The organism is Sphingobacterium sp. UBA7625 (assembly GCF_002484085.1).
Taxonomy (GTDB): domain Bacteria; phylum Bacteroidota; class Bacteroidia; order Sphingobacteriales; family Sphingobacteriaceae; genus Sphingobacterium; species Sphingobacterium athyrii.
Genome location: NZ_DLJD01000008.1, coordinates 36170 through 42284, shown reverse-complemented (window position 1 = coordinate 42284; position 6115 = coordinate 36170). Strand labels below are relative to the sequence as shown.

At 38.2% G+C, this 6115-nt stretch carries 5 protein-coding genes, 1 pseudogene and 1 riboswitch; of the genes and pseudogenes, 1 reads left to right on the top strand and 5 read right to left on the bottom strand.

What is annotated here, in order from left to right:
* The 3 genes and pseudogenes from B4G94_RS03590 to B4G94_RS03580 form a co-directional block, all read right to left on the bottom strand.
* Nucleotides 1-539 (bottom strand): annotated as a pseudogene (locus B4G94_RS03590) (5-methyltetrahydropteroyltriglutamate--homocysteine S-methyltransferase); the annotation flags it as partial.
* Between the two features lie 74 nt (nt 540-613).
* Nucleotides 614-717: riboswitch (SAM riboswitch) on the bottom strand.
* A gap of 152 nt (nt 718-869) precedes the next feature.
* Entirely contained in the window at nt 870-1559 is a 690-nt protein-coding gene (locus B4G94_RS03585) for a response regulator transcription factor (protein ID WP_108636230.1), read from the bottom strand.
* Between the two features lie 54 nt (nt 1560-1613).
* Nucleotides 1614-3443: a sensor histidine kinase gene (locus B4G94_RS03580; protein WP_165305478.1), complete on the bottom strand. Its 1830-nt coding sequence runs from the start codon at nt 3441-3443 to the stop codon at nt 1614-1616.
* A gap of 158 nt (nt 3444-3601) precedes the next feature.
* On the opposite strand from B4G94_RS03580, the gene B4G94_RS03575 reads away from it, so the two are divergent.
* Nucleotides 3602-3925 (top strand): hypothetical protein, encoded by a 324-nt coding sequence (locus B4G94_RS03575; RefSeq protein WP_108636228.1) that lies wholly within the window; start codon nt 3602-3604, stop codon nt 3923-3925.
* Between the two features lie 53 nt (nt 3926-3978).
* On the opposite strand, the gene pyk is transcribed toward B4G94_RS03575, so the two are convergent.
* Entirely contained in the window at nt 3979-5406 is a 1428-nt protein-coding gene (gene pyk, locus B4G94_RS03570; RefSeq protein WP_165305479.1) for a pyruvate kinase, read from the bottom strand.
* A gap of 136 nt (nt 5407-5542) precedes the next feature.
* A complete protein-coding gene (locus B4G94_RS03565) occupies nt 5543-6037 on the bottom strand; it encodes an IPExxxVDY family protein (protein ID WP_241254902.1) in 495 nt (164 codons plus the stop codon).
* Nucleotides 6038-6115 lie beyond the last annotated feature (78 nt).

The following is a 6115-nucleotide window of genomic DNA, read 5'->3' as shown; positions in this document are numbered from 1 at the left end:
CCAGCTTCTTTTTCTTTACCGATCAAAAGGTAAGTGATTGGGCCAAGTAAAACTGGTTTTGTCTCAATACCCAATGATTTTGCTTCGCTGTATTCATTTAAGAATTTCTCGGAAGTCAATTTGAATTCTTGATCCTTTGTGAATTCGGGAACCATATAGTGGTAATTGGTATCCAACCACTTGGTCATTTCCATTGCAGTCACGTCGATTCCTTCTTGCTGGAAACCGCGGGCCATAGCAAAATATAAGTCTAAGCTGTAGTTGTTATCAACTTTATTCAATAAAGAATGATAACGAGCAGGGATAGCACCAACAGTAAGGGTTAAATCCAATACTTGATCGTAAAAAGAGAAGTCATTGGAAGGGATCAAATCTATTCCAGCATCTTTTTGTGTTTTCCAATTGCCTTCACGAATTTTTTTTGCTGTGTCCAATAATTCCTCAACAGAAGATTTTTTAGCCCAATAGGCCTCATTGGCTTTTTTCAATTCGCGGAACGCGCCCACACGAGGGTAACCTAAATTGTTAGTCAATAACATAATAATGTTTTTAATATTTCTTTACAACTATATTTCTTGCTAGAGAGAAGGACACACTAGAATTCGGTGACTTCGGCTTATCATTCCCATATCAAGTAGGGTAGAATTTAGCACCTTGTCAAGGGACAGGTTGCTAAGGCTTCATCGGGTCTATTCCCTCTGCCTTTCTCTATAAGCGACGCTAAGTTAGTACATTTTTTTTTGACATGCAAATTTTTTATAAAAGTGCATCTATTTTTTATAATCTACTAAGGATAGAAAAGTTTTATTTCTTTCTTTTCATTGGAAAGCAGGGTGAAATTGTTCAATGGAATCTCACCCGCTATGTTTTTAGCTTACCAGAAGTTTGTACCCTTTCCCGTGCACATTGACAATTTCTACCTTGTTATCTTCTTTTAGATATTTGCGAAGTTTGCTGAGAAATACATCCATACTTCTGCCGGTGAAATAATTGTCGTCATGCCATATTTTTAATAAGGCTTCTTCACGGGTCAATACATCATTCTTTTTTAAACAGAGCAGACGGAGCAACTCGGCCTCTTTTGTTGATAATTTTTGCGTTTGACCCTTGTAGGAGATCTGCTGACTTGTATAATCAAAGAAGTAATCTCCAATTTCAAATTTGTCTGCAACCACTTCATCTTCTTTGTCTCTAACACTACGTTTCAGAAGGGCATTAATCCGAAGCAGTAACTCCTCAACACGGAACGGCTTGGTAATATAATCATCTCCACCTAATTCAAATGCCTCAGTCTTGTCTTCCATCATCCCCTTTGCGGTGGCGAAGATGATCGGTACAGTGCTATTTGTTTTTCTGATTTCACGGCCTACGGTAAAACCGTCTTTTTTAGGCATCATGACATCGAAAATGCATAAGTCGTAATCATTTTTTTTAAATTGGGAAATGGCTTCGTCCCCATCTATACAGAGCGTGACGTCAAATTTTCCCTTTAATTCGAGATAATCCTTTAAAAGATCCCCCAAATTGGGATCATCTTCTGCTAATAATATCTTTTGCATAATGAATCTATTAATTTTCACTAATGTTCCCTGAATATACAAAAAAGGAACGTGTTATTTTTTTATGGGCAAAATTACCTCAAAGGTTGTGCCCTTATCTTTCTCACTTTTTACGGTGATCCTTCCATTGAGCCTTCTCAATATATCTTGGACATAACTGAGGCCTAGGCCAAAACCTTTTACATTGTGGACATTTCCAGTAGGAATGCGATAAAACTGATCGAATATCTTTTGAAGGTGGTCCCGGCTCATCCCGATTCCATTGTCAGCAATGGTGATAACGATGTTGTCGCCGACATTTTTGGAATTGATATTGACATGTAGATCTCCTTTATTGTATTTGATCGCATTATCCAGTAGATTGTAAAAAACATTTGAAAAATGCAGTTCATCCCCGACAACAATATCTTTTGTTGCCGCTAGGTCAACACTGAACTGTCCGCCGATGTTCTGCATCCGAAGCTGCATACTGTCGGTGACGGCGGCAACAAGGTCGTTGATATGCACATCTTCACGGTCGAGTTTTAAGGTTTCTTTCTCCAGTTTTGCCAAATCCAGTACCCGTTCAATATGATTTCCGAGACGAACATTCTCGTCGTAAATGATATTGGCCAATTTCTGTACACGTTTATGGTCTGCATTGATGTCCGGATCCTTGAGTGATTCGCTGGCGATCATAATCGTAGCCACGGGAGTTTTAAACTCATGTGTCATGTTGTTTATGAAGTCGGTTTTCATTTCAGATACTTTCTTTTGCCTGAAGATAATAATAAGCGTATACGCAAAACATCCGACCAGTAGAAACAGGAGCGCGAGCATGGGCAGTAATAAATAGCCCATGTTGTCCGCAATAATCGCTTTTTTATTCGGAAAATATATTGTCAGTTTTCCCGGCGCAGCACCGATGTCACCTTTAAAAAGAGCAGTTGAGTACTTTGTGGTATTTTTAGGGCTGTTTAATTCGGCTTCATTCAGGATATTGTTCAGCAAGATGTTGCTTGTGCTCCATATTTCGATATTAAACGGCGCTTTGATATCACGTTGTGCCAGTTCTTCTTTTAGGAGTTCCTGAACAATAATAACGTTTAACCGGTCTTTTAGCGGTCTTTTGGCCAGCTCCATCCCGATAGCGACATCTTCGATGTAATCAGCCTTTTTACCGCCGAGCATGGCAACGGAGTCGTAGACATTGAATTCATACCGGGCATTTTGCCGGGATAATTTATTTAATTTCGTTTCAAGTTCGAAAATCTTCCGGGCTAATTTTGGATCTGATCTTGGGGGGAGGACAAATAAATCTCTTCCTATCAATCTTTTGTAATCGTCAAAATGGATAATCAAAAATCGAGTGCTATCATCCTTTGCTTCTATACGCGGAATAGTCTTTGTTGCTGACACAATGACGTCTTCCTGATAATACATGCTATTTGTTGGGGTTTTGATAATATTAATCTCAACGAGATCCTGGTATTGTGGTCTTCTGATATAGGTTTCGTAAAACCAGTTTTCGATATTGACTACATTGGGATAAAGTGCCTTTAATTTGTCTTCTCGTACTTTATATTTTTGATAGACCTGATCTAATTTGCCACGGAGTTCTTCAATTTGAGTTTGGAGTCTAAGCTGTTCAGTTAACTGACGTTGTTTCGCTTGTTCCTGCTTGGATTTTTCGATATTACGCTCCTGTTGTACTTTCGCGAAATCCACAACCTCACGGCGTTCGAGTTTCCCTGCGACAGCCGTAAGCGCGGCATTGACAGATTCATCAAAAAGCTGTGATTTTTGACGATAGGAATCCCGCAGGAAATAGAATTGCATGGCCAATACCCCGATTAGCGCCAAAGACATTAGTCCAATGATTAATACAATACTATTTTTCTTCATTAAATTATATTTTCTTGCCTTCCATCTTCCACTTTACTTGTATTGTTACAAATATAAAGATGCTAACTTGTTTTGAAGCTGTTTTAACAATGTTTAACAGCGATTGCTTTAAATCTTGGTTATGTTGTTGTAAATTAGAAGTTAAAATAGATTATGTTATGAAAGCTTACGTATTATCATTGGCATTATCTTTTACGGTGGGAATTGCCTTTGGCCAAATTAAGCAAAAAGAGTATCGTCCTTTATTACAGGATAAACACTCCAAGATGCCCGTTCTGGGATTAGATACGGCTTCAGCAAAGTATAATATGCCCGTTCAGAAATTCAAAAAGCTGGATAGTCTATCGCCTATGCCGGGGACAGAAAAAATACCCAAGAGGAAAAAATCACAGCGTGACTCATTAAGGTTTAAGCTATTGGAAGATAGTTTAAAAGTGAAAGATTTCAAATTTAAGATAGATTCGCTCTATCCCAAAAAATAAAAAAGAAAGGCATTCGTTTTACCGCGAATGCCTTTCTTTTTTGATCCTATTTCTTACAGCTGAGAAACACGGATTGTATTTGTTTTACCTTTTTCAATTAACGGTGTAGAGGCTGTGTTAATGATAATTGATCCTGGTGTAACGTAGTTGTTTTTGACGATAAATCTATTGACATCATGGATAGAACCATCTGTACTTTCGAATTTGTCGTAAATGAATGTTTTTACGCCCCAAAGCAAGCTCAATTGTCTCAATAATGTCTGTGTACCTGTAAATACCAAGATGTCTACATTTGGTCTGTAACTTGTAATTTCAAATGCTGTTGCACCGGAAGATGTCAACACGGCAATTGCTGAGGCATTTGTTTTTTGAGCCAGATAAACTGAAGAGGCGCAAATTGCGTCTGGAATAAGCGTTCCGTCGTGTATCTCACTAACTTTCTCATTATAATAAGGATAAGAAGTTTGTTCCACGTGGATAATAATCTTACTCATTGTTTCGATCACGATCTCCGGAAATTCGCCAACTGAAGTCTCACCACTTAACATCACTGCATCTGCACCATCCAATACTGAATTGGCAACATCGTTTACTTCAGCACGGGTAGGACGAGGTGTAGTAATCATGCTTTCTAACATTTGAGTAGCGATAATTACAGGTTTTGAAAGGTCTCTACATTTTTGGACAATGATTTTTTGAAGTCCCGGTACCTCTTCCATAGGAAGTTCAACACCAAGGTCTCCACGAGCGACCATGACAGCGTCAGTAGCTTCGATGATAGCATCAATGTTTTCGATTGCTTCTGGTTTCTCTACTTTGGCGATTACGCGCGCATGACTTCCTTTTTCAGCAATGATTTTTTTGCATTGCGCGATATCTTCCGCCGAACGAACGAATGACATGGCAATCCAGTCAGCACCGTGATCCAATGCAAAGTTTAAGTTATCCAAATCTTCCTCAGTCAATGAAGGGATAGATACTTTGGTGTTTGGCAGGTTGACACCTTTACGTGAAGTAAGGACACCTCCATGCACGACTTCACAAGTTACGGTGTCTTTATGGTTGGTCTCTAAAACACGAAGTTGAAGTTTTCCGTCATCAAGTAATATGATTTCGTTTGCTTCAACATCGTTTGGAAAGTTTTCGTATGTAATATAGATTCTGTTTTCATCTCCAATGAGTTCGTGTGTGGTGATTTCAACTTTTGAACCATTGACGAGAACAGCACCACCTTCTTTCATTTTTCCGATCCGAATCTTTGGACCTTGTAAGTCAGCTAAGATGGCAACATTGAATCCGGTTTCATTATTTATTGCATTTATAGTTTCGATTACCTTAAGGTGATCTGCCTGGCTGCCATGAGAGAAATTCAACCGACACACATCAACCCCTTTGGCAATCATGTTGGTCAAAACTTGTTTGTCTGCCGAAGCAGGGCCTAATGTTGCGACAATTTTAGTCCTTTTTTGAACTTTTTCCATCTGTTATTTTGTATTTTTTAATGTTCTTCATTTATGACAACAAACAGCTTGCTGTATTGTTGTCGTTTTGTCAAAACTAAATCGAATTAATTTAGATTTACAGTTAGGTGTATTTGCTACACTAACCTACAGTCTGCTAAAATATGAGATTTTCTTTAGATTTCAATATTTTTGGTGATATTTCTTTCGCTATGACTACTTCGGGTAATTTGCTGATCCTTTTGATTATATGTTCAACATCTTCTTCACAGATGTAATTTTTGATGATGACGAAGAAATCAAAATGGGGGTTTTCGGGGATTAAAAAGGTTCCCTCGATACTTTTATTGTTGATGAGAAAATATTCTGTGTCCGAATCGGGACTGAGGTAATGAAAAGCGGTAAAGTGGTAGCTTATTTTTTTCTTTGCATCAAAGATGATATGATATTCAAGTTCTTCTTCGGATTTATTTTTTGGACGGCCATCATGATCATATTTGCTCTCTTTGCCTCTGGAAAAATCCAGATTTGTCACTTTGTTGATAAAGTGACAGAGACGGTAATCTTTCAGCGGGCAGGTGATGGCGAGTAGGGTGAAATCTAACTCTTCATCCATGTCCATGTCTAACCTTGCTACTAACTTATTGACCACTTTTTTTCTAAAATATATGTTCTTATGCTAACGAAGGTACTAATAATTTTAAGGTGGGAATATACTTTTTGTGTAAAA

What these genes read in the sequence shown, in the direction of transcription:
- B4G94_RS03585 (WP_108636230.1), bottom strand. Translation starts at nt 1,559, where the DNA reads ATGCAAAAGATATTATTAGCAGAAGATGATCCCAATTTGGGGGATCTT.
- B4G94_RS03580 (WP_165305478.1), bottom strand. Translation starts at nt 3,443, where the DNA reads ATGAAGAAAAATAGTATTGTATTAATCATTGGACTAATGTCTTTGGCG.
- B4G94_RS03575 (WP_108636228.1), top strand. Translation starts at nt 3,602, where the DNA reads ATGAAAGCTTACGTATTATCATTGGCATTATCTTTTACGGTGGGAATT.
- pyk (WP_165305479.1), bottom strand. Translation starts at nt 5,406, where the DNA reads ATGGAAAAAGTTCAAAAAAGGACTAAAATTGTCGCAACATTAGGCCCT.